Origin of the sequence: Variovorax sp. dw_954, assembly GCF_018449755.1 — a bacterium.
Taxonomy (GTDB): Bacteria; Pseudomonadota; Gammaproteobacteria; order Burkholderiales; family Burkholderiaceae_C; genus Variovorax.
Genome location: NZ_JAAVVD010000005.1, coordinates 254,856 through 278,378, shown reverse-complemented (window position 1 = coordinate 278,378; position 23,523 = coordinate 254,856). Strand labels below are relative to the sequence as shown.

Genomic DNA, 23,523 nt, shown 5'->3' with positions numbered 1-23,523 from the left:
ACGCGAGGGCAGCGCGCCCCATCATGTCAGTACCCGGGCTTGCCACCCTCGCGCCGTCTGGCGAACAGCCCGGTCGCGCGTGCCCCTTGCCGCCGAAAGCGTTCGCGACGCGCCACCTTAGGGTCTACCGTGAGCGGGCGGCACAACTCGACACGGTCGCCCTCAACCAAGGCCTGCTGCCATTCGACAGCCCGCCCCCAAACGCCGACCGACATCGCGGCCCAATCGAGCGCTGGAAAGCGCGATGGCAGTTCGCTGGCAAGCACCGCATCGCGGGCCGTTGCATGTGCGGGCAGCGTAAACCCCTGCTCGAACACCTCGCGCGGCGCCGGTGAACAAACCAGGGTGACGTGCAACCAGTGCTCCAGGGGGTCGGTCATCCTGGCGGCTTGTCGTAGACCTGTTCGGCGCGCTTGACGAAGGCCTCGACCAGGCTGGACGCGATCTTGTCGAACACCGGCCCGACCAACTTCTCGAGCGCGAAGTTGCTGAAGCTGTAGCTCAGGTTCAGGTCGATGCGGCAGGCGCGTTCGCCCTCCCCGCCCACGGGCTGGAACTTCCAGACGCCATCGAGATTGGAGAACGGCCCGCTGATCAGCTTGAGTTGGACCTCGCGGCCCGGCACCTGCGTGTTGCGGGTGGTGAAGCTCTGGTGGATGCCGCCGAAGGCGAGGCCGACCTCGGCGGTCATGCCGTCCTCGTGCTGCTGGACCACCTTCGAGCGATCGCACCACGGCAGGAACTCAGGATACCGGGCCACGTCCGTCACCAATGCGTACATCTCCTCGGCGCTGTACCAGATCAGGACGGACTTGTGGACTGTTTTCATAGAATGGGCACGAGCGTGCGCGACGGATTGTATTGAAGCCATGCAGACCCCAAATCAAGCACCATGGCCACCAAGAAAAAAGCAGACCCCTCCTCCCGCATCGCCGACAACAAGAAGGCGGCGTACAACTATTTCTTCGAAGAACGCTTCGAGGCCGGCATGGTGCTCGAAGGCTGGGAGGTGAAGTCGCTGCGCGAAGGCAAGGTGCAGCTCACCGATGGCTACGTGATGATCCGCGACGGCGAGATGTTCATCGTCGGCTGCCAGATCAACCCGCTGCGCAGCGCCTCCACCCACACCACGCCCGATTCCATCCGCACCAAGAAGCTGCTGCTGCACAAGGAGCAGATCCGGCGTCTCACCGGCAAGGTCGAGCAGAAGGGCTACACGCTGGTGCCGCTCAACCTGCACTGGAAGGCCGGCAAGGTGAAGTGCGAGATCGCATTGGCCAAGGGCAAGGCCGAACACGACAAGCGCGACACCATCAAGGACCGCGAAGGCAAGCGCGAAGTCGAGCGCGCCATGAAGAGCCGCAACAGGTAGTTCGCCACCTATCTTCAGTGGGTCCGGCATAAACTGCCGTGTCGCAACGAATGCCTTTGTTGTGTCGATTCACTTAACACTGAAGGGGAAACCTCATCATGATCACCAAACTGTTCAGCGCCTCCGTCGTCGCGGTGGCCTTGCTTTCCGGCTGCGGCAGCATGTCAATGACACCCGACGCGCCGACCCGCACCTCCGACGGCGTGCTGATCGGCCCCAATGGCATGACGCTCTACACCTTCAACAAGGATGCTGCCGACAGCGGCAAGTCGACTTGCAACGGCGCATGCGCCACCAACTGGCCTCCGCTGATGGCGCCCGATTCGCCCAAGCAGCCCATGGGCCCCTACACCATCGTCATGCGTGACGACGGCAAGAAGCAATGGGCCTACAAGGGCTGGCCGCTCTACTACTGGGCCAAGGACGCCAAGCCGGGCGACAAGACTGGCGCCGGCATGATGAACGGCGCCTGGGCCGTGGCCAAGCCCTGATTGATGGATGGATGCGCGCCATCCAGCACAGATGGCGCGCGGCGGCGCCGCTTCTTCAGTTGCGCTGCCGCCATCCCAGCCATTCGTTGACCACCAGCGCGCCGATCACGAGCGCACCGCCGGTCAACACGCTCGGCGCGGGCGTTTCGCCGGCGCCGACCCAGGCCAGCCCAATCCCGAACAGCACTTCCAGCAGCGACAGCAATGCCACCTCGGGCGCCTTCAGCACCTTGGCGCAGAGCACCGAGAGCACGCAGGGAATCGCGAGCTGGAACAAGCCCAGGTACGCCAGCAGTTCCAGGTCATGCGCATTGGCCTGAAACGGCCAGGCCAAGGGTAGCGTCACCAACGCCGACAGCGCCGCACCGATCAACACGGCCGGAACCAGGTCGACATCGTGACCGGTGGCATGGGCATGCTGCACCACGGTCCAATTGCAGGCGAGCGCCAACGGCACGCACAACGCAACGAAAGTGCCGGTCATCGGGCCCTGGCCGAACTGCTGGCCGTACATCCACGCAATGCCGACGCCCGCCACCGCGATGGCGCCCCAGGTGCGCGCCGGCAGCTTGTGACCGATGAAGATGCGCGCCCCCAGCGCGGTGAACAAGGGGCCGACCGACATCGTCACCAGCACGTTGGCGGTCGTGGTGATGGTCAAGGCCACCATGAAGGCGGTGAACATCACGCACCAGCAAAGGCCCGACACCCAAAGCGCCCCGCCGCCCTGCCTGATCCTGGTGAAGACAGCCCGACCTTGCCAAGCCGGCAGGATCACCAGCAGCGCCAGCGCCGTGAACAGGCTGCGCCAGAACGTGACCTCGAAGCTGCGCGCCGCCTCGAGATGCCGCGTCACCACGCCAGCCGTCGCCCACATCAGCGTCACGACCACCATCAACCAGGCTGCCTGCGTGTGCGGCAGCTTCAAGGCTTGCCCCCGGCGGGCGGCGGGCCGTCGTTCGATCCGAGCAGGCACAGGCCCGTGCACCGGATACCGCCCAGCGCATCGACGATCCGCTGCAGCGCCTCGCGCTGTGGGCCCGTGGCAAGCTGCGCTGGCGGCGGCAACATGCGGAGGGCAAAGGCGCGCGACACCAGCGGCAGCCCCCGCGCATGCACGCGTGCGAGTTCCGACATGGTGTCGAGCAGCGCGCAGTAAGAAGGTCCGAAGCGCGGATCGGCAAAGCAGGAAGCCACGCCGGCATAGAGCTGCAGCAGCGAGTTCTGGGCGCGCTTCAATCCGCCGAGCCGCAACTGCGAGGTTTGTGCCGCGCCGAGCTTCTGCAGCATGGCTTCGGCCAGCAACACCTGCCGGGCGATGCAGCGCGCCACGAAGGGCTGCAGCACCGCGAGTTCGTCCTGGTAGTCGACCACGTTCTGCACCACGACCTTGGCATCGGCGACACCTTGCTGCACGGCATTGAAGCTCGTGTAGGCCGTGATCGCTGCCCGGGTGCGATCGCACACCTGCGACAAGGCAGCCAGGTCCTCGGGCGTGTAACGCACGTCATCGACGAAGCGCGCCGAGTCACCGAGCAGCCGCAGCACGACGCCGCCCTGCGCGTCGGCCAGACGCGGCATCTCCTCGGGATGCAGCGAACGCAATCCGTCAAAGGCCTGGCCGGCCTGGGCATGCGCGGTCAGGGGCAGGTCGGACCCTGCGCGAGCGAGTGGCGCCAGCGCTGCCAGCGCGAACAGAAACCAGACGATCGCGAACCGTTGCCACCCGTTGAAGGTGGCAACCGGGGCGCCCCTTCCCGACACCCTCGACTCAGGCGGCCGTTTCGCGGGAAGCGCGCTTGCGTTCATGTTCCTTCAGGAAGCGCTTGCGCAGGCGCACGCTCTTGGGCGTGATTTCGACCAGCTCGTCGTCCTCGATGAATTCCACGCCGTATTCGAGCGTGAGTTCGATCGGTGGCGTGATCTTGATCGCGTCTTCCTTGCCGCTCACGCGGAAGTTGGTCAGCTGCTTGGTGCGCGTGGCGTTCACCACCAGGTCGTTGTCGCGGCTGTGGATGCCGACGATCATGCCTTCGTACACCGGATCGTTGGCGCGCACGAACATGCGGCCGCGATCGTCCAGCTTGCCCAGGGCGTAGGTGAAGATTTCACCGTCGTCCATCGAGATCAGCACGCCGTTCTTGCGGCTGCCGATGTCGCCCTTGTGCGCCTCGTAGCTGTCGAAGATGTTGCTGATGAGGCCCGAGCCACGGGTCAGGTTCAGGAATTCGTTGGTGAAGCCGATCAGGCCACGCGCCGGAATGCGGTACTCCAGGCGCACGCGACCGCGGCCGTCCGGTTCCATGTTGACCAGTTCGCCCTTGCGTTCGCCAAGCGCCTGCATCACGCCGCCCTGGTGCTGGTCCTCGATGTCGGCCGTCACCAGTTCGATGGGCTCGTGCTTTTCGCCGTCGACGGTGCGAAACACCACGCGCGGCTTCGACACGGCCATTTCATAGCCTTCGCGACGCATGTTTTCCAGCAGGATGGTCAGGTGCAGTTCGCCGCGACCCATGACCTCGAAGATGCCTTCTTCGTCGGTCTCGTTCACGCGTAGCGCCACGTTGTGCTGCAGTTCCTTCTGCAGGCGGTCCCAGATCTGGCGGCTGGTGACGAACTTGCCTTCGCGGCCGGCCAGCGGGCTGGTGTTGACGCAGAAGTTCATGGTCAGCGTCGGCTCGTCGACCTTGAGCATCGGCAGCGGCGCCGGGTTGGTCGGGTCGGTCACGGTCACGCCGATTCCGATGTCGGTGATGCCGTTGATCAGCACGATCTCGCCCGGACCGGCTTCGGTGGCCTGCACGCGGTCCAGGCCCTGGAAGGTCAGCACCTGGTTGACGCGACCCTTGATCGCCTTACCGTCCGGGCCTTCCATGACGACCACGTCCATCATGGGCTTGATCGTGCCCTGGCTGATGCGGCCCACGCCGATGCGGCCGACGAAGGTCGAGAAGTCGAGTGCCGAGATCTGCAGTTGCAGCGGCGCGTCCGGGTCACCCTTCTGGGCCGGCACGTGCTGCAGGATGGTGTTGAACAGGGCCGACATGTCGGGGCCCCACTGCTCGCCCTGCGGGCCTTCCTCGAGCGACGACCAGCCGTTGATGCCGGAGGCATAGACCACGGGAAAGTCGAGCTGTTCGTCGGTCGCGCCGAGCTTGTCAAACAGGTCGAAGGCGGCATTGACCACCTTGTCGGGGTTCGCGCCGGGCTTGTCGACCTTGTTGACCACCAGGATGGGCTTCAGGCCGAGCGCCAGCGCCTTCTTGGTCACGAAGCGCGTCTGCGGCATCGGGCCTTCCTGCGCATCGATCAGCAGCACCACGCCGTCGACCATCGACAGCGCGCGCTCCACTTCACCGCCGAAGTCCGCGTGGCCGGGAGTGTCGACGATGTTGATGTGCGTACCTTCCCAGGTCACGGCGCAGTTCTTGGCCAGGATGGTGATGCCGCGCTCTTTTTCGATCGCGTTGTTGTCCATCACGGTGTCGACCACTTTCTCGTGCTCGGCAAAGGTGCCGGACTGGCGCAGCAGCTGGTCGACCATCGTGGTCTTGCCGTGGTCGACGTGGGCAATGATGGCAATGTTGCGGATCTGTTTGGTACTCATGGTGTCATCTCGCAAGTAGTTGCGTTCAAAAGGATTTGCTGGATTTCGATGGGGTTCAGCAAGCGCCCCGGGATCAGTTCGTTGGCGGTGATGTGGGCGGTGCCGAGGAAGGCCTGCGGTTCGGAGCCGAACACAGCCACTTCGCCCGCATCCGCCCACTCGCCGCGCCGGCGCAGGCCCGACAGGAAGCGCGCCGCATCTTCCGGGCCGAGCGTGACACGGCCGTGGCCGGCCACCAGGGCTTCGGCCGGCAGCAACTGCGCAAGCCGATCGTCTTCGCTCATGGCTTCGAGCGCCTCGAGCGTGATGCATTGCGATTCGTCGAAGTCGCCCGTGGCCGTGCGACGCAGCGAGCTGAGGTGCGCGCCACAGCCGAGGGCTTCGCCGATGTCTTCGCCGAGCTTCCGGATGTAGGTGCCCTTGCTCACGCGGGCGGTGATGCGGATGTTGCGGATGTCCGCAGGCGCGTCCATGGCGGCCACTTTCAGCGAGTGGATCACCACGTCACGCGCGGCGCGCTCGACCTCGATGCCTTCGCGGGCATATTCGTAGAGCGCCTTGCCGTCTTTCTTGAGCGCACTGTGCATCGGCGGCACCTGCCGCAAGGGGCCGGTGAACTGCGCTTCGACGCGCGCCAGATCTTCGGGCATGACCCTGACGGTACGCTCGGCGATCACTTCACCTTCCGCATCGCCGGTGGATGTCTTCACGCCCAACCGTGCCGTGGCGACATAGGTCTTGTCCGCGTCCAGATGCAGTTGGCTGAACTTGGTCGCCGCGCCAAAGCACAGCGGCAGCACGCCGGTCGCGAGCGGATCGAGCGTGCCCGTGTGCCCCGCCTTCTCGGCGCGCAGCAGCCACTTGGCCTTCTGCAAGGCCTGGTTACTGGAAAGTCCCAACGGCTTGTCGAGCAACAACACTCCATGCACAGGGCGCCGCTGCACCCTTGTGCGTGGCGCGGCAATGTCGCCCCCACGGCTTTCGACTGCGTGTAAATGCCTGCCCCCCAAGGGGGCCTTCGCTCCCTGGGGCGGCCCGGCGGTGCTCAAGCTATTCCTCTTTGGAGCGCGAGGCGACGGCTTGCGCAATGAGCTTGTTCATGTCGGCAGCACGCTCGGTGGTGCGGTCGAACAGGAAGTGCAGCGTGGGCACGGTGTGGATGTGCAGGCGCTTGAACAGGCCGGCACGCAGGAAGCCGGCCGCCTGGTTCAATGCCTCGGTGGTCTCGACCGGATCGCCGGTGAGCACGCTGAAGAACACCTTCGCGTGCGCGTAATCCGGCGTCACCTCGACCGCCTGGAGCGTAACCATGCCCACACGCGGGTCCTTCAACTCGCGCGCGATCAACTCCGTCAGATCGCGCTGGATCTGATCGGCCACCTTGAAGGCGCGGTTGGGGGCGGCTGCTTTGCGTTTTGGCATTCAGTTCAGTTCTGACTTATTCGCGGGACTCGAGCTTCTTCTGCGCCGCACATTTCTGGTAAACGGGGCCGAGGGCTTGCATTTCCTGCATCAGGGTTTGCTCGAATTCCTGCTTCGAATAGTCCCACGGATTGGCCTCGTAGAGAAATCTGCACATGGGCTTCGATACCTTGTGACCGGCTGACAGGCATTTGACATTCAAAAGCTTATCCAGCTCCTCTAGGTTGTCGCGCTCAAACTGTTCGCGACCTCGCTCCATGACAGCGTACTTGCGATTTTGCAATGCACACATCGCGGTGAGGGCAAAGCCCTCGCCGGTCCTGTACTCGACGCCGGGCCACTCCGACCGATCCGTTGCTGTGGCGCTTCCTGCGGCAACCACAGTCAGCGCGACCAACGCCACACTCCGCGCCATGGTCCGGCTCAGCAAGCCTCGCGCCACGCCGGACGAAAGATCACGAATGATCATTTTCATCCCTTGCATGGACGCGAACAAGCACGACGCCTCACTTCAACTCCGGAAGATCCGCTCGACGCTTACAACGTCCGCGCAATCTCCTTGACTTCGAAGAACTCGAGCTGATCGCCCTCTTTGATGTCGTTGTAGTTCTTCAGCTTGATACCGCACTCGAAACCTTCGCGGACTTCGCGAACGTCGTCCTTCATGCGCTTGAGCGAGTCGATTTCGCCGGTGTAGACCACGACGTTGTCGCGCAGCAGGCGGAAATGCGAGCTGCGGGTGACATGGCCAGCCGTGATGTACGAACCCGCCACCGTGCCGATCTTCGACGCGACGAACACCGTCCGGATCTCGGCCGCGCCGATGATCTCTTCGCGGCGCTCGGGCGCCAGCATGCCGGACATCGCCACCTTCACCTCATCCACGGCGTCGTAAATGATGCTGTAGTAGTTCAGCTGCACGCCGTTGCCTTCGGCCAGCTTGCGCGCGCCGGCATCGGCCCGCACGTTGAAGCCGATGACCACGGCCTTCGAAGCGATCGCGAGGTTGATGTCGCTTTCGCTGATGCCGCCGACGCCTGCATAGACGATCTGCACCTTGACTTCTTCGGTCGCCAGCTTGAGCAGCGATTGCGCAAGGGCTTCCTGCGAGCCTTGCACGTCGGCCTTGATGATGATGCGCAGCGTCTGCACTTCGCCCGCCGACAGGTCCGTGAACATGTTCGACAGGTTCGCGGCTTGCTGCTTGGCCAGCTTGGTGTTGCGGAACTTGCCGGCACGGTAAGTGGCGATTTCGCGCGCACGGCGCTCGTCGGCCATCACCATGAACTCGTCGCCCGCTTGCGGCACTTCGGTCAGGCCCTGGATTTCCACCGGGATCGACGGACCCGCCGTCTTGATGGACTTGCCGTCTTCGTCGAGCATGGCGCGCACGCGGCCATAGGTCGAACCTGCCAGCACCACGTCGCCGGTCTTGAGCGTGCCGGACTGCACCAGCACGGTCGCGACCGGGCCGCGGCCCTTGTCGAGTTGAGCTTCGATGACCAGACCCTTGGCGGCGGCGTCGACCGGCGCCTTGAGCTCGAGCACTTCGGCTTGCAGCAGCACCTGTTCGAGCAGGTTGTCGATGCCCTGGCCCGTCTTGGCGGACACCGGCACGAACGGCACGTCGCCGCCGTATTCTTCGGGCACGACCTCTTCAGCCACCAGTTCCTGCTTGACGCGGTCCAGGTTGGCATCGGGCTTGTCGACCTTGTTGATCGCGACCACGATCGGCACACCCGCCGCCTTCGCGTGCTTGATGGCTTCCTTGGTCTGCGGCATGACGCCGTCGTCGGCTGCCACCACGAGGATGACGATGTCGGTTGCTTGCGCGCCACGGGCACGCATGGCGGTGAACGCCTCGTGGCCCGGGGTGTCCAGGAAGGACACCATGCCGCGTTCGGTCTCGACGTGATAGGCGCCAATGTGCTGCGTGATGCCGCCGGCTTCGCCCGCGGCAACCTTGGCGCGGCGGATGTAGTCCAGCAGCGAGGTCTTGCCGTGGTCGACGTGACCCATGACGGTCACGACCGGTGCGCGCGGCAGCAGTTCCGCCGTCTGTGCCGACACGTCGTCGTCAGTGAAGGCTTCCGGATCGTCCAGCGCCGCAACCACGGCGTTGTGACCCAGCTCTTCCACCACGATCATGGCGGTGTCCTGGTCGAGCGACTGGTTGATGGTCGCCATCATGCCGAGCTTCATCAATTGCTTGATGACCTCTTGCGCCTTGACGGCCATCTTGTGGGCCAGCTCGGCCACGGTGATGGTTTCCGGCACATGCACTTCGAGCACGCGCGCCTCGACCGGCGCGGCTTGTTGATGCTCTTCCGGGCCTCCACGGTCATTGCCGCGACGGCCGCGCGGGCCACCGCGCCAGTTGCCGCGTCCAACGCCGCCACTGGCGTCGCCACGGGTCTTGATTTCCTTCTTCTTGGCCGGATCGCCCGCCCAGCTCGACGAGAGCTTGGCCGACTTGACGTCCTTGCTGCCCGGCGCTGCCGCTGCAGCACCCGGCGCGGCAGCAGGCGCACCCGGACGAGCCGCCGGCGTGGCAGGCTTGTGGAGCGTGCCCTTGACGGCCGGCTTCGGCTGTTCCTTCTCGGGCGCCTTGTGCGGCACCAGCACGCGGGCCGGCGCATTCATCATGGCGCGGATGGCTTCGGCCTCGGCCAGCGCCTTGCGGCGGCGTTCGTCGAGGTCCTTGGCGCGGGCGGCCTCCTCGTCGGCACGGGCCTTCGAATCCGCCGCGGCCTTGGCTTTGGCGTCTTCCTTGACTTGCGCTGCGGCAGCATCGGCAACCGCCTTGTCGGCAGCGGCCTTCGCGGCCACGGCCTTGGCGGCCTCTTCGGCGGCGACAGCCTTGGGCGTGGTCTTGACAGGCGGGACGGGCGGTGCCGCTTCCTTCAGCTTCGCTGCGTCGGCAGCAGCGGCGGCTGCGGCTTCCGCCTTGGCAGCCTGCTCGGCCTTTTCAGCCTTCTCCGCGCGCTCGGCCTGCTCGCGTTCGCGGGCCTCGGCCTCTTCGCGGACACGACGCTTCTCGACGAGTTCTTCCTCTTGGCGGCGGATCAGCTCGGCCTGGCGACGCGCTTCCTCTTCGCGGCGGGCCAGTTCGGCGCCGTCGATCTGAGGGGCCGCGGGTGCCTGCGCAACCGGCGCGGCCACTTGGGGCGCCTCGGGCGCGGGCGCATGGGCCTCGTCGCGCTGGATGAAGGTGCGTTTCTTGCGCACTTCCACCTGGATGGTGCGCGCCCGGCCGGTGGCGTCGGCCTGCTTGATCTCGCTGGTCGACTTCTTCGTCAGCGTGATCTTCTTGCGCTCGGGCTCGACCGTGCCGTGGCTGGCCTTGAGATGGCCGAGCAGGCGCTGCTTGTCCTGCTCGGTGAGCGCGTCGGACGCGGCCGCTTTGGGCACGCCTGCGCTCTTGAGCTGGTCAAGAAGAGTTTCGGGGGTCTTTTTGAGTTCGTTCGCGAACTCGGCGACTGTGGTGCTGGACATATGTGCTTTGAGCCTCCATGACCGTCAAGCCTGGCCGGCGAACCAATGTTCGCGGGCTTTCAGGATGAGGGCTTTGGCGTCATCGGCGCTTTGGCCGGTGATCTCGGTGAGTTCGTCGACCGCGAGGTCGGCCAGGTCGTCACGGGTGTGGACACCCGCCTCGGCCAACTTGGGAATGAGTTCGTGGTCGAGTCCTTCGAGGTCGCGCAGGTTCTGCGAAACGGTCTCGACGTTCTCTTCCTTGGCGATCTCCATCGTCAACAACGCATCCTTGGCGCGCGAACGCAGTTCGTTGATGGTGTCTTCGTCGAAGCTCTCGATTTCGAGCAGCTCGGAGATCGGCACATACGCCACTTCCTCGAGGCTGGTGAAGCCTTCGGAAATAAGGATGTCCGCGATTTCCTCGTCGACGTCGAGTTTTTCCATGAACAGCTTGCGGCTGGCGTCGGTCTCGACGGCCTGCTTCTGGGCCGATTCGTTGGCGTCCATGATGTTGATCTTCCAACCCGTGAGGTCGGAAGCCAGGCGCACGTTCTGTCCGCCGCGGCCGATGGCAATGGCGAGGTTTTCCTCGTCGACCACCACGTCCATGGCGTGCTTTTCTTCGTCGACCACGATCGACGACACGTTGGCCGGAGCTAGCGCGCCGATCACGAATTGCGCCGGGTCTTCGCTCCACAGCACGATGTCGACGCGCTCGCCGGCGAGTTCGTTCGTGACCGCATTGACGCGGGTTCCACGCACACCGACGCAGGTGCCGATCGGGTCGACACGCTTGTCATGCGAGAGCACGGCGATCTTGGCGCGCGAACCCGGGTCGCGGGCGCAGCTCTTGATTTCCAACAGGCCCTGCTCGATCTCGGGCACTTCCTGGCGGAACAGCTCGATCATGAACTCGGGCGCCGAACGCGACAGGATGATCGGCGCGCCGCGCAGCGTCAGGTCGACTTCCATGATCATGGCGCGCACGCGGTCGCCATTGCGCAGGTTTTCCTTGGCGATCATCTCGCTGCGGCGCAGGCGTCCTTCGACGCGGCCGGCTTCCACGATGATGTCGCCCTTGTCCAGGCGCTTGACGGTGCCGACGAAGATCTTGTCGCCGCGCGACATGAAATCATTGAGCAGCATCTCGCGCTCCGCGTCGCGGATCTTCTGCAGGATCACCTGCTTGGCGGCCATGGCGCCGATGCGGCCGATCGGCACCGATTCCACCGATTCCTCGATGTACTCGTCGACCTCGATGTCGGGCATCTCTTCCTTGGCTTCGAACAGGAGGATTTCCTGGTCGGGCAGCTGCAGGCCGGCCTCGTCGGGAACGACGTGCCAGCGGCGGAAGGTTTCGTAGACGCCGCTGTCGCGGTCGATGGCCACACGGATGTCCACGTCACCCTGGTGAAGTTTCTTGGTGGCTTGCGCCAAGGCGGATTCCACCGCGCCGAACACCACGTCACGTTCGACGTTCTTCTCGCGCGAGATCGCATCCACCAACATCAACATTTCGCGATTCATGCCACTACGCTCCTCGATCAGTCCGGCGACCCGCCGGTTTTGGTCTTGCGACCCTTGAAATCAACGATTGGCGCAAGCCGCGCATCACGCAACTCATCCAATGCAAAGCCCAGCGCCTGCAACGGTGCGGGCGCGCGCTTCTTGCTCACCTTTTGTCCTGGCTTGGGTGCGGGGTCGTCGCTCCAGACGATCTGCCAGCCACCCGACTCGGCCCGCTCCAGCGTGCCCCGAAACTTCTTGCGGCTGGCCGACACATGGCCACCCGCCGCGGCGCCCATGGGCGCCTTGAGCGTCAGGTCGATCACCTCGCCGACGAAACGCTCAAAATCCTTCTCGTGCCGCAGCGGCCTGTCGATACCGGGCGAGGAAACCTCGAGCCGCTTGTATTCGACCTGGTCGACTTCCAGCGCAAACTGGAGCTGCCGCGTGACCTTCTCGCAGTCCTCGACCGTCACGAACGGTTCGGGCGCGCCGGCCACAGCCTCTGAATTGGGGCCAGTCCAGGGCAAATCAATCGTGACGCGCAGCAATCCCCCGGCGGATCTTTCGATCTCGACCAGGTCGTAGCCGAGTCCGGCAACGGTTTGTTCCACTGTCTGCTGCAATGCCACGTGTTCGAATTCGCCTTTGAGTTTGTGCCTGTGCCTGACACTGCCCCGGGCGCCGCCCTGACCGTGCGGCAGTGTCGAAATCGATCGACCAAAAAAAACGGGCGGTTGGTACCCGCCCGTTTGGTCGTGAGCCTCGAATTATATGCCAGTTATGTTTCAGTTGCGACGAAATAGCTCATGGATCGCGCCTGCCCAGCGACGATTCGGACGAACTGCGGCTTGAACGGCAGCTTTGAAACATTGTGTTTCCATTGATGCGCGCGCCGCACGGGGGACAGCAAGGCGGCAAGCGCTTCCGGAGCGTTTATCCCCTCTTGCGCCACACCATGACGAACAACACGCTCCCGCCCATGAGCGCCGCCGCCGCCGCCAGCAGCGGCACCGCGAAGCTGCCCGTGGCGTGCGCCAACGGCGCGGCGAACAAGGGGCCGACGATCTGGCCGACGCCGTAAGAGGCGGTGGCATACCCGATCAGGCCGGCGGCCGCGTTGCCGCGCAGGCGCCGCGCCTCGCGCACTGCGAACAGCGTGATGGCGGTGAACGGCAGGCCCAGCAGGACGCTGCCCAGCGTGAAGCCCACGACCGTCGGCCAGACCACCGAGAGCAACACTCCGAGCGCCTGCAGCGCGCATCCGGCGGCCAGCAGCAGGCGGTTGTCCCAATGCGAGGGCATGCGCGCACCGATGATCGCGCCGGGCACGATGGCCAGGCCGAACAGGGGCCAGAACAGGTCGGGCCAGGGCGAGCCCGGCAGCGCCTGCCGGGCGATCACCGGCAGGAAAGTCGCGGTGATGATGTAGCCGAAACCGGCGATGCCATAGAGCGCCACCAGCCAGCGCGCATCGCTGCGCGCCGCGGCCAGTGCGTGGGCGGCCGGCGGCGATGCGGCCGGCGCGGCAGCCGCGCCGCCAGCGGCGCCATCGTCGAAGACGCGCCAGATCAGCGCGACCAGCAACAGCGCGACCAGGCCGAAGCCTATCCATGCGGCCGTCGAACCCCAACGTCCCACCACACCGCCCAGCAGCCCTGTTGCGGCAATGCCGATGCCAGGCCCCGCATAGATCACGCCGCCCAGCGCCGGCGCGCCCGTCTCCGCGAGCCGCCGCAGCCCCCAGCCCGAGGCGAACACGAAAACCCAGGCGCTGACGACGCCCGCGGCGCCGCGCAGCACGCCCCAGGCCGCGAAGTCGTTCAACAAGCCCATGCCGAGCAGCAGCGCCGCTGTCGCGATCAATCCACCCCGCACCATCGCGATGGGCCGCAGGTGAATCGCCGCACACGACAGCGCGCCGACGAAGTAGCCGAGGTAGTTCAGCGAAGCGAGCAGGCCGCCGCCCTCGAGGTCCAGCTTTCCCTCCGCCAGCATCACCGGCAGCATCGGCGTGAAGGCGAATCGTCCGATGCCCAGCGCCACCGCCAAGGTCACCATGCAGGCCAGTGCGGCGCGCCAGGCTCCGCGCCTGTTTGCAGCGTCGTCGGTTACGGGCTGGCTCACCAACTGACCTTCGCGCTGCGCGCTTCGGTGCGAGCGCCTTCGAGCGGCCGGGCGGCGCTCATGACTGAATCAACGCCGAAGCGACCAGTTGCCGGGTGTAGGGGTGGCGCGGCGCGTCCAGCACCTGGTCGACGTGGCCGGCTTCGAGGATCGCGCCGTCCTTCATCACGATGACCTCATGCGCCATCGCGCGGATCACTTCGACGTCGTGCGTGATCAGCAGGTAGCTCAGGCCGCGCTCGCGCTGCAGGCGCTGGAGCAGGCTCAGCACCTGCTTCTGGATGGTGACGTCGAGCGCGCTGGTCGGTTCGTCGAGCACCAGCAGTCGCGGGTTCACGATCAGCGCACGTGCGATGGCGATGCGCTGGCGTTGCCCACCGGAGAACTCGTGCGGATAGCGGTCGAGCAGGGACGGGAACTGCGCCTCGGTCAGGCCCACGTCGTTCAAAGCGGCCAAGCTGCGCACGCGGCGCGCGGCGGTGTCAAGCGCAGGCTCATGCACCTTCAGGCCTTCACCGACGATCTGCTCGACGGTCATGCGGGGCGAGAGCGAGGAGAACGGGTCCTGGAACACCACCTGCATGACGCGTCGCAAGGCCCGATCGGCGGCGCCATTGCCGGTCCATGCCTTGCCGGCGATGCCGAGCGTGCCTTCGTGGCGCAACAGACCGAGCGCCGCGAGTGCCAGTGTCGACTTGCCGGAACCCGATTCACCGACGACGCCCAGCGTCTGGCCCTGCGCAATGGCCAGGTCCGCGCCCTGCACGGCGACGAACGCGCCCTTGCTGAACCAACCGCGCAGGCCCGGCATTGGCACCGGGTAGGTCACGCGCAGTCCCTTGGCCTGCAACACTGCGTCGCCGCCCTGCCCCTGCGCCGGCACCACGTCGCGCTCGGGGCGGCTGTCGATGAGCTTTCGCGTGTAGGGATGCTGCGGCGCGTCGAACACGGTGCGCACCGGTCCGTGCTCGACGATGTGGCCGTTCTCCATCACTGCCACGCGGTCAGCGAAATGGCGCACCAGGTTGAGGTCGTGCGTGATCAGCAGCACCGCCATGCCGTGTTTGGCCTGCAGGCCGGCCAGCAACGCGAGGATCTGGGCGCGCACGGTCACGTCGAGGGCGGTGGTCGGCTCGTCGGCCAGCAACAGGCGCGGCTTGCAGGCCAGCGCCATCGCGATCATGGCGCGCTGACGTTGCCCGCCGGAGAGCTGGTGGGGGAAGGACAACGCACGCCGCCCCGGCTCGGGAATGCCGGTTTCCGCGAGCAGCTTGACCGCCGCCGCATGCGCCTCGCGCTTTGACAGCCCCTCGTGCAGTTCGAGCACCTCGGCGACTTGGTCGCCCACCGGATACAGCGCGTTGAGCGCGGTCATCGGCTCCTGGAAGATCATCGCGATCTCCTTGCCGCGGATGCCGCGCAGTTGCTGCTCCGGCAAGGACAGCAGGTCGCGCGCGTCGCCGCCTTGGCCATGAAAGGTCGCAACGCCGCCCAGCTCGGCGTTCTGCACCAGCCGCAGCAGCGACAGCGCCGTCACCGTCTTGCCCGAGCCGGATTCGCCTACGAGCGCCAGTTTCTCTCCCGCGGCCACCTGGAAGTCGATGCCATGCACCACTTCCTTGCCGCCGAAGGCCACGCGCAGGTTCCGGACGTCGAGCAAGGGGGTCATGGGGATACGGATCCAGGTACGGGATCGGACAGCCGAACGCAGAAGAAATACAAACGTTGCGCAGAAGCCGCAAAAGAACAGCCAGAAGAAACTTTCAGGAATTTCCTTTGCGACTTCTGCGAAACCTTTGCGACTTCTGCGTTCGGCAGTCCGATTTCCGGCTGCCCGATTTCCGGCCGTTTCATCGTTCTGCCTTCCGGGGATCCAGAGCGTCGCGCAAGGCGTCGCCCATGAAGGTCAGCAGCATCAGCGTCAGCACCAGCACGCCGAAGGTCGACAGCGAGATCCACCAGGCGTCGATGTTGGCCTTGCCCTGGCTCAACAACTCGCCGAGCGAGGGCGTACCGGGCGGCACGCCGAGGCCGAGGAAGTCGAGCGAGGTCAGCGCCAGGATGGCGGCGCTCATGCGGAATGGCAGGAAGGTCACGACCGGCACCATGCTGTTCGGCAGGATGTGGCGCCACATGATCTGCAGGTTGCCGACACCCAACGCACGGGCGGCGCGGACGTAGTCCATCTGCCGGTTGCGCAGGAATTCGGCGCGCACGTAGTCCGACAGGCCCATCCAGCCGAACAGGCTCAGCAACACCAGCAGCAGCGCGACGCTGGGCGCGAAGATGGCGCTGAAGATGATGAGCAGGTACAGCTCCGGCATAGAACCCCAGATCTCGATGAAGCGCTGGAAAGCCAGGTCGGTCTTGCCGCCGAAGAAGCCCTGGATCGCGCCGGTGGCGACGCCGAGCACCACGCCGATGACGGTCAGCGCCAGGCCGAACAACACGCTGACACGAAAGCCGTAGATCAACTGCGCGAGCAAGTCGCGGCCCCGATCGTCGCTGCCCAGCAGGTTCGCGCGTGACGGCGGCGCCGGATTGGGCGCCTTGGCGTAGTAGTTGAGCGTCTTCGGTCCGTAGGTATTGGGGGCATAGATCGCCCAGTTGTCACCTTGCGTGATGCGTTGGCGCACGAAGGGGTCGAGATAGTCCGCCGGGGTGTCGAAGTCACCGCCAAAGGTCTTCTCCGCGTAGTCGCGAAACACCGGGAAGTAGGTCTTGCCTTCGTAGCGCACGACCAGGGGCTTGTCTGTGGAAAGCACTTCGGCGAACAGGCTGAGCACCACCAGCGCGGTGAAGAGCGCAAGGCTCCAGAAGCCGAGCCGGTTGCGCTTGAAGCGCAGCCAGGCGCGCTCGCCGGGGCTCAACGAAACGGTCACGGGGCTAGTCAAACTTCACCCTCGGATCGACCCACACATAGCAGAGGTCGCTGATCAGCTTGGTCACCAGCCCGATCAGCGTGAAGAGATACAGCGTGCCCATCACGACCGGATAGTCGCGCCGGATGACGCTCTCATAGCTCAGCAGGCCCAGGCCGTCGAGCGAGAACAGCGTCTCGATCAACAGCGACCCGGTGAAGAAAGCAGTGATGAAGGCCGCGGGAAAACCAGTGACGATGGGGATCAGCGCATTGCGGAACACGTGCTTCCACAGCACCTGCCGTTCACCAAGGCCCTTGGCGCGCGCGGTCAGCACGTACTGCTTGCGGATCTCCTCCAGGAAGGCGTTCTTCGTCAGCATGGCAGTGATCGCGAAGCTGCCCAGAACCATGGCCGTGACGGGCAGCGCGATGTGCCAGAGGTAGTCGACGATCCTCGCTCCCCAACTCAAGCTGTCCCAGTTGGGCGAAGTCAGCCCGCGCAAGGGGAACCACTGCAGTTGCCCTCCGAATACCACGAGTAGCGCCACACCCAGCACAAAGCCCGGGATCGCGTAGCCCACCAGCACGATGAGCGTGGTCCAGAAGTCGAAGCGCGAACCGGCGCGCACGGCCTTGGCCACGCCCAGCGGCACCGCGATCAGGTAGCTGATGAAGAAAGTCCACAAGCCCAGGCTGATCGACACCGGCAGCTTCTCGCGAATCAGCTGGCCCACGGCCTTGTGCTGGAAGAAGCTGTTGCCCAGGTCGAAGCGCGCGAACTGGCCGATCATCTGCCAGAAGCGCTCGGGGGCGGGCTTGTCGAAGCCGTACAGCGCCTTGATCTCGGCGATCTGCTTGGGGTCCAGGGCGCGTGTGGTCGGTCCGCCGGCGATGCGGCTTTCCTTGTCGGTGAGTTGCGACATCAGTTGCTCCGCCGGCCCGCCGGGCACGAACTGCACGATCGCGAAATTCAGCAACAGCACGCCCAGCAAGGTCGGGATGATCAGCAGCAGGCGACGAAGGATGTAGGCGGCCATGTGCGTTGCTCAGGGGTTGGCGTCCCACCACATGGTGAGCAGCCAGAAACCGGCCAGCATGCGTTGCGGCAAGGCCTGCTCGGGCCGGCGCAAGTGGCCCTTGTGCGCGATGAAGTACTGCTTACCGTAATACATGGGAATGACGTAGTGCTGGTGCAGCAAGTAGCGGTCCAGCAGCTGGCTCGCGGTCGACAGCGCCTTGCGGTCGGGTGCGTTGACGATCAGCTCGATGATCTCGTCGAGCACCGGGTCGCTGATGCCGCTCAGGTTCTGGCTGCCCTTCTCGGCCGCCGATGCGGAGCCGAAGTCGTCGTAGAGCTCGTTGCCGGGGCTGGACGAGCCGCCCAGGATGTTGATGGCCAGGTCGAAGTCGAAGTCGTCCTGCTTCTTCTTGATGAGCGTCGCGTCGCGCAGGCGGATCTGCAGCGCGATGCCCAGCTTGGCCAGGTTGCGCGACCAGGCGGTCAGCACCGGCTCGGAACTGCGGTCGGCGATGTCGATGTCCATCACGAAGGCCTGGCCGGCCTGGTCGCGCAAGGCGCCGTCGCGGTAGGTCCAGCCGGCCTCGCGCAGCAGTGCCTGCGCCCGCACGAGATTCCTGCGCAGGCCTTCGGCGCTGTCGCCGGTCGCGGCCGGTCGCGGCAAGGGGCCTTTCACCTGTGCCAGGTAGCGCTGCTTGTTCTTCAGTTGCTCGATCAGCGCCTGCTCATCCGCGCTCACCGCGGGCTGGGCCATCAGGTCGTCGCTGTTCTGGAAGTAGCTCTGCGTGCGCGCGCGCCGCCCGTAGAAGAGGTGCTGGTTCAACCAGTCGAAGTCGAAGGACAGCGCCAGCGCCTCGCGCATCCGCACGTCCTGGAAGCGGGGCTGGCGCAGGTTCAGCACGATGCCCTGCATGCCGGTGGCGCGGCGATGCGAGATTTCGTCCTTGATGATCTCGCCCGAATCGAAGCGCTTGCCCTTGTAGCGGCGAACCCAGGCCAGGATCGAGGTTTCTTCCAGCGCGTCGAGCGCGCCCGTCTTGAGCGACTCCTCCTCGCCGAGCCGGTCCTTGAAGTACTGGTAGCTCACCTCGCCGAAGTTGAACATGCCCTTGCGCACCGGAAGGTCTGCGGCCCAGTAGTCGGGCCGGCGCTTGTAGCTGATGGACTTGCCGAAGTCGACCTTGTCGATCACGTAGGGGCCGGTGGCGATGGGTGGCTCGCTCACCACCTCGTCGAAGGGCTTGCCCTTGCCCCAGTTGGGCGAGAACACCGGCAGTTGGCCGATGATCATGTGCAGCTCCGAGTTCTTGCGCTTGAAGTCGAAGCGGATCACGCGATCGCTGACGACGACCGCCTCCTTCACGTCGGCCCAGTAGGAGCGGAAGGTAGGGCTGGCCCGCTTGCTCATCAGCGTGTCGAAGGAGTACTTCACGTCCTTCGCCAGCACCGGTGTCCCATCGGAAAAGCGCGCCTTGGCATTGAGCCGGAAGGTGACGCTCAGGTGGTCGGCTGCGAGTTCGGCGTCCTCGGCCAGCATGCCATAGTTGGAGAATGGCTCGTCCTCGCTGTGCGTCATCAGCGATTCGAACAGCAGGCTGTATTCCGCGAACACGAAGCCGTTGGCGCTATAGCCCATGCCCACCGGAGGCCGGCCCTTGAGGATGAAGGGATTGAGCTTGTCGAAGGTGCCGCTGGCCGACAGCGTGAGAGAGCCGCCCTTGGGCGCTTCGGGGTTGACGTAGTCCCAGTGCTTGAAGGACCGGCCGTACTTGGGCTCATAACCCATGCCCATGCCGTGCACGGCCCAAGCCGGCCCGCCGAAGCAGGCCGCGCAGAGCATCACCATCGAAAGCAGCCAACCTCGCATGCGAGAATTCTGCCCAAGATTTGAAAGAGGCAACGACCATGGGCTTTCTCGCTGGCAAAAAACTTCTGATCACAGGCGTCCTGAGCAATCGCTCCATCGCCTACGGCATTGCCAGGGCATGCCACGCGCAAGGTGCGGAACTGGCCTTCAGCTATGTAGGCGAGCGCTTCAAGGACCGCATCACCGAGTTCGCCGCCGACTTCGACTCCAGGCTGATCTTTGATTGCGACGTGGGCGACGACGCGCAGATCGACAAGCTGTTCGCGGACCTGTCCCAGACGTGGCCCAAGTTCGACGGCTTCGTGCACAGCATCGGCTTTGCGCCGCGCGAAGCCATCGCGGGCGACTTCCTCGAAGGCCTGTCGCGCGAAGGCTTCAGGATCGCGCACGACATCAGCGCGTACAGCTTCCCGGCAATGGCCAAGGCGGCCCTGCCCTACCTCAACGACAAGTCGGCCTTGCTGACCCTCACCTACCTGGGCTCCGTGCGCGCCCTGCCCAACTACAACACCATGGGACTCGCCAAGGCCAGCCTGGAAGCATCGGTGCGCTACCTGGCCGAATCGCTGGGCCCCAAGGGCATGCGCGTCAACGGCATCAGCGCCGGTCCTATCAAGACCCTGGCGGCCAGCGGCATCAAGGATTTCGGCAAGATGCTCAACGGCGTCGCCAGGACGGCGCCCGTGCGTCGCAACGTGACGATCGACGAAGTGGGCAACGTGGCTGCCTTTCTGTTGAGCGACCTCGCCAGCGGCGTGAGCGCCGAGATCACCTACGTCGACGGCGGCTTCAGCCAGGTCGTAGGGGGCCTGACGGAACCTGCCGCCTGAGTTTTTCGGTTTTCACAAGTGCCGCACCGCTCGGGGAAGGGCGCAAGCGGCCAGCGTATCCAAAGGGAAGTATGTTGAAACGGCGAAATTTTCTCGCCCTGGGCGTTCTGTCATTCAGCCTGGGCAACCCAACGTTCGCGGCGCCAAGGCCCGTGATGCTGGCCGAGGTGTACCGGCCCGGGATGCCGCTCGATGACTATTGGGTCAGCGAGAAATTCGACGGGGTGCGCGGCTATTGGGACGGCAAGCAGTTCTGGACCCGCAATGGCGAACCGATCGTGGCGCCCGCGTGGTTCACCGCACCGATGCCGGGCACCCCGATGGATGGCGAACTCTGGGCGGGCCGGGGCAAGTTCAACCTGGCCACGTCCACGGTGCGCAGCCAGACGCCCAACGGCGCGGCATGGCGCGAGATGCGCTTCATGGTGTTCGACCTGCCCATGCAACCGGGCGACTTCAATGCCCGCCTGGCCGCGTTGAGAAAGCTGCTGCCCGTCACGGCGGCGCCTTGGGTGGTGCTGGTGGCCCAGCAACGCGCGACCACGCCGGCCGAACTGCAGGCCCTGCTGGAGAAGACCCTCAAGCTAGGCGGCGAAGGGCTGATGCTGCACAAGGGGACTTCGCTCTATCGCGGTGAGCGCACCAGCGACCTGCTGAAGTTCAAGCCCTTCGACGATGCGGAGGCGCGGGTGGTGGGCGTCGTGCCTGGCAAGGGCAAGCACGCCGGCCGGCTCGGCGCCTTGGTGGTCGAGACGCCGGAAGGCCAACGCTTCAAGCTGGGCGGCGGTTTCACCGATGCCGACCGCGAAGACCCGCCGCCGGTCGGCGCCTGGGTCACGTACCGCTACAACGGCAAGAACCCGAGCGGCCTGCCGCGGTTCGCGCGCTTCCTGCGAGTGCGCCCCGACCTGGTTGGTTGAGGCAAGGCGCTCCAACGCAGTCAAGCGTTCGACCGCGAAAGCGGATCAGGGCTTGAGGCCCTGCTTCAGCTTTTGCTCGATGTCGTCGAGGACCGGCAGCAGATCGGCGACCGAATCGATCACGTAGTGCGCCCCGGCCGCCTTGAGCCGGGCCGTGGCGCCCTGGCGCAGCGTGTCCTGGCGCTGTTCATCGAGCGCCTGCCATTCCGCGAGCGACAGCCCCATCTCGTTGCCGCTGACCGCCAGGCCCACGGCCCAGGTGCCGGCGTTCACGCCCTCCTCGATGCCGTAGCCGGTGTCGTCGACCTTGACCACGCTGGCCGGTGGCCACACGCCGATGTCGGCGAAGGTGCGGTACATGCCCAGCGGCGACGGACGGCCGGCGGCCAGGTCGCCGGCGCACACCAGGTTGTCCGGCACGTAGCCGCCGGCCGCGGCGATGGGCGTGACGGCGGCCATGATCTCGCGGTTGTAGCCGGTGGTGGAGCCGACCTTCAGGCCGCGTGCGCGGATCGCGTTCACCGTGTCCACCGCGCCGGGAATGAAGTCCGCATATTCGGCGGCGGCCACGGCGCTCATCGGCGTGAAGACTTCGTAGAGATGGTCCACGTCGGCGTCGGTGAAGGCCTTGCCGTGCGCCTTTTCCCATTGCGCGGCGATGCGCGGCAGCGTGCCCAGCGCCTTGATGTGGTCCCACTTGGCCATGCCCATCGGGCCGCGCGCCTCGGCGATCGTGAGGTCGATGTCGAACTTCTCGAACAGCCGCACGAAGGCGCCCATCGGCGCGCATGAGCCGAAGTCGATGATGGTGCCGGCCCAGTCGAAGACGACGGCGCTGAGGGTGGTGGGGTGAGTTGGCATGTCTTGCTTTCTGGAGGGAATCGGTTACCAGCCCGCGAACACATCTTCGGCGATGCCGAAGGCGGTACTTGCGCCGGTGCCGCTGGTGACGAGGACCAGGCGGGTAGCGTCGTCGGGTTTGTCGATGAGGCAGTCGGTGGTGGCAGACGAGGGATAGGTCCCGACCCAGCGTTCGGTCACCTTCGCCCGCTGCAGGCGCAGCGTCTTGTGCAGGTGTTCGAGGATCAGGTCGTCGACGCGCAGGTCGGCAAAGGGTTCGGGCGCCGCGCCGTAGTGGTGCGAATCGCCGACCACGAGCGAGCCGTCCGCGCTCTGGACGACGATGAGGTGGATGCCGTTGTCCAGCGACTCGCCCTCCTCCCGGCGGATCTGCTCCAGCAGGATTGCCGCGGACGGCAGCTTGCTGTAGCCGTGGTAGCGCACCAGGCTCAGATCGCTCATCACGGAGCCGGGCAGCCTGAAGCCCGGCTCGGGTTGCACGCGCAGCATGTGCAACTGGCAGAGGCGCAACTGGTGGGGCGTGAGGCGCTCGGCGAACAAGCCATTGAGATCGGTGTTGGTGCAGACAGCGACACGCGTGCCGTGCAGCACGCCGCGCGAGGTGCGCACCCGCGGCGTCGCGACTTCGAGGACGGCTTCGCTGAAGCGGAAGACCACGCCGTGCGTCTTGGCCAGCCAGCGCGCCAGCAGGCCGATGGCGGTGCGCGATTCGACGCGCATCTCATGCGGGCTGTAGAGCACGCCCTGCGCACCGTCGAGCCGCAGCGCTGGCGCACGACGCGCGGCCTCGCCCACGTCGAGCAGTTCGCAGCCTTCGCCCATCTCGGTGGCCATGAATTCCTCAAGCACCTTGAGCGCCTGCGGCCGGAAAGCGCTGAGGTACAGCCCGTGATGCAAGGTGGCGATGCCCGCCAGCGGCGCGACTTCGCCCCACACGGCGCGCGCGCGTCGCGCCCGCCGCCAGGTGTCGCCCGCGCCCTGCCCCGTCACCGTGATGAAGCCGAAGTTGCGGATCGATGCGCCCACGCAGGCCGCGTCGCGCTCGACCACGCACACGCGCAGCCCTCGCTTCGCGGCCGTGTAGGCATGCGCCAGGCCGACGATGCCGGCGCCAACCACGATGAGATCGAACGATGTGTCGATGGATGCCATGTTCAGGGGC

Annotated in this window: 22 protein-coding genes; 4 read left to right on the top strand and 18 right to left on the bottom strand. The window is 65.6% G+C overall.

What is annotated here, in order from left to right:
• Positions 1-26: 26 nt before the first annotated feature.
• Both HB681_RS11315 and HB681_RS11310 read right to left on the bottom strand, forming a co-directional pair.
• Entirely contained in the window at positions 27-380 is a 354-nt protein-coding gene (locus HB681_RS11315) for an RnfH family protein (RefSeq protein ID WP_213954901.1), read from the bottom strand.
• A complete protein-coding gene (locus tag HB681_RS11310) occupies positions 377-829 on the bottom strand; it encodes a type II toxin-antitoxin system RatA family toxin (RefSeq protein WP_213954900.1) in 453 nt (150 codons plus the stop codon). The genes HB681_RS11315 and HB681_RS11310 overlap by 4 nt, the downstream gene beginning before the upstream one ends.
• A 63-nt stretch (positions 830-892) precedes the next feature.
• Here HB681_RS11310 and smpB point away from each other — a divergent pair, with 63 nt between their 5' ends.
• Positions 893-1,372, top strand: coding sequence for an SsrA-binding protein SmpB (smpB, locus tag HB681_RS11305; RefSeq protein WP_213954899.1), 480 nt, complete (start codon positions 893-895; stop codon positions 1,370-1,372).
• A gap of 98 nt (positions 1,373-1,470) precedes the next feature.
• Complete coding sequence (locus HB681_RS11300) at positions 1,471-1,863, top strand: ATP-binding protein (protein ID WP_213954898.1); 393 nt, start codon at positions 1,471-1,473, stop codon at positions 1,861-1,863.
• Between the two features lie 55 nt (positions 1,864-1,918).
• Here HB681_RS11300 and HB681_RS11295 read toward each other — a convergent pair whose 3' ends face one another.
• The 14 genes from HB681_RS11295 to HB681_RS11230 all read right to left on the bottom strand — a co-directional run bounded on the left by HB681_RS11295 (position 1,919) and on the right by HB681_RS11230 (position 19,750).
• On the bottom strand, positions 1,919-2,791 hold the full coding sequence (locus HB681_RS11295) for a DMT family transporter (RefSeq protein WP_256353991.1): 873 nt from the start codon (positions 2,789-2,791) through the stop codon (positions 1,919-1,921).
• A complete protein-coding gene (locus HB681_RS11290) occupies positions 2,788-3,627 on the bottom strand; it encodes a hypothetical protein (protein ID WP_213954897.1) in 840 nt (279 codons plus the stop codon). The genes HB681_RS11295 and HB681_RS11290 overlap by 4 nt, the downstream gene beginning before the upstream one ends.
• A 7-nt stretch (positions 3,628-3,634) precedes the next feature.
• The gene (gene typA / locus HB681_RS11285) at positions 3,635-5,470 is read right to left on the bottom strand and encodes a translational GTPase TypA (RefSeq protein WP_213954896.1); all 1,836 of its coding nucleotides are present in this window, start codon (positions 5,468-5,470) and stop codon (positions 3,635-3,637) included.
• Positions 5,467-6,435, bottom strand: coding sequence for a tRNA pseudouridine(55) synthase TruB (gene truB, locus HB681_RS11280; protein WP_213954960.1), 969 nt, complete (start codon positions 6,433-6,435; stop codon positions 5,467-5,469). Before truB ends, typA begins: the two co-directional genes overlap by 4 nt.
• Before the next feature lie 85 nt (positions 6,436-6,520).
• Entirely contained in the window at positions 6,521-6,892 is a 372-nt protein-coding gene (rbfA, locus tag HB681_RS11275; protein ID WP_213954895.1) for a 30S ribosome-binding factor RbfA, read from the bottom strand.
• Positions 6,893-6,908: 16 nt separating this feature from the next.
• Positions 6,909-7,361, bottom strand: a complete 453-nt coding sequence (locus HB681_RS11270) for a hypothetical protein (protein WP_213954894.1) — start codon at positions 7,359-7,361, stop codon at positions 6,909-6,911.
• A 68-nt stretch (positions 7,362-7,429) separates the two neighbouring features.
• Positions 7,430-10,387 carry a translation initiation factor IF-2 gene (gene infB / locus HB681_RS11265; RefSeq protein WP_213954893.1) on the bottom strand — a complete coding sequence of 986 codons (2,958 nt, stop codon included), beginning with the start codon at positions 10,385-10,387 and terminating at the stop codon, positions 7,430-7,432.
• 24 nt (positions 10,388-10,411) lie between these two features.
• A complete protein-coding gene (gene nusA, locus HB681_RS11260; RefSeq protein WP_213954892.1) occupies positions 10,412-11,896 on the bottom strand; it encodes a transcription termination factor NusA in 1,485 nt (494 codons plus the stop codon).
• Between the two features lie 17 nt (positions 11,897-11,913).
• Positions 11,914-12,507: a ribosome maturation factor RimP gene (gene rimP / locus HB681_RS11255; RefSeq protein ID WP_213954891.1), complete on the bottom strand. Its 594-nt coding sequence runs from the start codon at positions 12,505-12,507 to the stop codon at positions 11,914-11,916.
• A 304-nt stretch (positions 12,508-12,811) separates the two neighbouring features.
• The gene (locus tag HB681_RS11250) at positions 12,812-13,936 is read right to left on the bottom strand and encodes a YbfB/YjiJ family MFS transporter (protein ID WP_213954959.1); all 1,125 of its coding nucleotides are present in this window, start codon (positions 13,934-13,936) and stop codon (positions 12,812-12,814) included.
• A gap of 124 nt (positions 13,937-14,060) precedes the next feature.
• Entirely contained in the window at positions 14,061-15,671 is a 1,611-nt protein-coding gene (locus HB681_RS11245) for a dipeptide ABC transporter ATP-binding protein (RefSeq protein ID WP_213954890.1), read from the bottom strand.
• 181 nt (positions 15,672-15,852) lie between these two features.
• Complete coding sequence (locus HB681_RS11240) at positions 15,853-16,884, bottom strand: ABC transporter permease (RefSeq protein WP_213954889.1); 1,032 nt, start codon at positions 16,882-16,884, stop codon at positions 15,853-15,855.
• A gap of 4 nt (positions 16,885-16,888) precedes the next feature.
• Positions 16,889-17,902, bottom strand: coding sequence for an ABC transporter permease subunit (locus HB681_RS11235; RefSeq protein ID WP_213954888.1), 1,014 nt, complete (start codon positions 17,900-17,902; stop codon positions 16,889-16,891).
• A 9-nt stretch (positions 17,903-17,911) separates the two neighbouring features.
• Positions 17,912-19,750, bottom strand: a complete 1,839-nt coding sequence (locus HB681_RS11230) for an extracellular solute-binding protein (RefSeq protein ID WP_213954887.1) — start codon at positions 19,748-19,750, stop codon at positions 17,912-17,914.
• Between the two features lie 38 nt (positions 19,751-19,788).
• Here HB681_RS11230 and fabI point away from each other — a divergent pair, with 38 nt between their 5' ends.
• Positions 19,789-20,580 (top strand): enoyl-ACP reductase FabI, encoded by a 792-nt coding sequence (fabI, locus tag HB681_RS11225; protein ID WP_213954886.1) that lies wholly within the window; start codon positions 19,789-19,791, stop codon positions 20,578-20,580.
• 71 nt (positions 20,581-20,651) lie between these two features.
• A complete protein-coding gene (locus tag HB681_RS11220; RefSeq protein WP_213954885.1) occupies positions 20,652-21,500 on the top strand; it encodes a DNA ligase in 849 nt (282 codons plus the stop codon).
• Between the two features lie 45 nt (positions 21,501-21,545).
• Here HB681_RS11220 and phnX read toward each other — a convergent pair whose 3' ends face one another.
• Together phnX and HB681_RS11210 are read right to left on the bottom strand one after the other, a co-directional pair.
• On the bottom strand, positions 21,546-22,361 hold the full coding sequence (phnX, locus tag HB681_RS11215; protein WP_213954884.1) for a phosphonoacetaldehyde hydrolase: 816 nt from the start codon (positions 22,359-22,361) through the stop codon (positions 21,546-21,548).
• 24 nt (positions 22,362-22,385) lie between these two features.
• On the bottom strand, positions 22,386-23,513 hold the full coding sequence (locus HB681_RS11210) for a TIGR03364 family FAD-dependent oxidoreductase (RefSeq protein ID WP_213954883.1): 1,128 nt from the start codon (positions 23,511-23,513) through the stop codon (positions 22,386-22,388).
• Positions 23,514-23,523 lie beyond the last annotated feature (10 nt).